Origin of the sequence: Streptomyces sp. BE303 (genome assembly GCF_036290945.1) — a bacterium.
Lineage (GTDB): Bacteria > Actinomycetota > Actinomycetes > Streptomycetales > Streptomycetaceae > Kitasatospora.
This window is the reverse complement of sequence record NZ_JAQYWZ010000225.1, coordinates 1-1,908: the sequence shown is the minus strand read 5'-3', so window position 1 is coordinate 1,908 and position 1,908 is coordinate 1. Positions and strand designations below refer to the sequence as shown.

Annotated in this window: 1 protein-coding gene; it reads left to right on the top strand. The window is 75.8% G+C overall.

Annotated elements, in window-relative coordinates:
• Positions 1–304: 304 nt before the first annotated feature.
• The coding region (locus tag PUR56_RS01435) for a polyketide synthase dehydratase domain-containing protein (protein WP_329947511.1) at positions 305–1,908 on the top strand (1,604 nt) is incomplete at its 3' end.

The window sequence follows — 1,908 nt, the reverse complement described above, 5'->3', positions numbered from 1 at the left end:
GGTTGCTTCGGGTGGGGAGTTGGCGGATCCGGGGTATTGGGTGCGTCAGGTTCGTGAGGCGGTGCGTTTCGCGGATGTGGTGGGGTCGTTGTCGGCGGAGGGTGTGTCGACGTTCGTGGAGTTGGGTCCGGACGGGACTCTGGCGTCGTTGGTGGAGGGGGTTCTTGAGGGGCCGGTGACGGCTGCGGTGTTGCGGCGGGATCGTGGGGAGTCGCGGACGGCGGTGGCGGCGTTGGCGCGGATCCATGTGCAGGGTCACCGGGTCGACTGGGCGGCGTTGTTCGGTGGTGGGCGGCGTCCGCGGGTGGATCTGCCGACGTATCCGTTCCAGCGGCGTCGTTACTGGTTGGAGCCCGCGACCCGTACCGGTGACGCCGGCGGCCTCGGCCTGGCTGCCGTCGAGCACCCCGTGCTCGGCGCGGTCGTCGCCCCGGCCGACTCCACCGGCCTGCTGCTCACGGGCAGCCTGTCACTGGCCACCCACCCGTGGCTCGCCGACCACGTTGCCCTCGGGACGGTGCTCGCGCCGGGCGCGGCCCTGGTCGAGCTGGCGATCCGGGCCGGCGACGAGGTGGGGGCGAGTGCGCTCGACGAACTGGTCGTCGAGGCCCCGCTCGTCCTGCCCGAGCGCGGCGCGCTCCAGGTCCAGGTGGCCGTGGGCGAGCCGGACGGCAACGGCCTGCGGTCCGTCACCGTCCACTCGCGTCCCGCCCCGCCGGCCGGCGGTGGCGAGCACGCCGACCGATCGGCGGATTCCGCCGCCGACCGGTCGGCGCACTCCGGAGCCTCCGGCGACTGGACCCGCCACGCGAGCGGCCTGCTCTCCACCGCGCCCGTCGCCGCCGAGCTCTTCGCCTGGCCGCCCGCCGACACCGCCGAGCGCATCGCCCCGGAAGAGGCGTACGCGCTGCTGGCCGCCGTCGGTCTGGACTACGGGCCGGCCTTCCGGGGCCTGCGGGAGGTCTGGCGGGAGGGGTCGACGCTCTACGCGACGGCCGCCCTCCCGGAGCAGCTCACCGCCGACGCCGCCCGGTTCGGGCTGCACCCCGCCCTGCTGGACGCGGCCGCCCAGCTTCCCGCCCTCGACGGCGGCACGGACGGCGGCGCGGACGGAGACCCGAGCGGTGCCGGCGTCCGCCGGCTGCCCTTCGCCTACCGGGGCGTCACCCTGCACGCCTCGGCCGCGACCGAGCTGCGGGTGCGGGTCACCGCCACCGGGCCGGACACCTACGCCCTGGAGGCCGCCGACCCCGAGGGCCGGCCCGTGGTCTCGGTCGCCTCGCTGATCACCCGGCCGGTCCGGGCCGAGCAGCTGGGAGCCGTACCCGCCGTCGGCCGGGACACCCTCTTCGCCGTCGAATGGCCCGCGTCGACGGCGGGTGCCTCCGACGAGTCCGCCTGGGAGGTGCTGCGCGCGGAGGGGGACCTGGCCGTGACGCTGGCGGTCGTTCAGGGGTGGTTCGCGGACGAGTCCCGTGAGGGTGTCCGTCTGGTGGTCCTGACGCGTCGGGCGGTGGCCGTGGAGGAGGGGGAGACACCCGACCTGGCGACGGCCCCGGTCTGGGGTCTGCTCCGCTCGGCGCAGAACGAGTTTCCGGGCCGGATCGTGCTCGTGGACACCGACGGCGCCGTGGCCTCCGAGGCGGCCCTGGCCGCCGCCGTCGCCACGGGCGAGCCCCAACTCGCCCTGCGGGACGGCGCGATACGCGTCCCCCGGTTGGCCCGGGTGACCGTTCCGCCGCAGTCCGAGGCGCACCCGTGGAACCCGGACGGCACGGTTCTGATCACGGGTGGTACGGGGACGCTGGGGGCGATCCTGGCGCGGCACCTGGTGGCCGAGCGGGGGGTGCGGCATCTGGTGCTGCTCTCCCGGCGGGGTGAGCGGGCGCCGGGTGCGGCCGAGTTGCG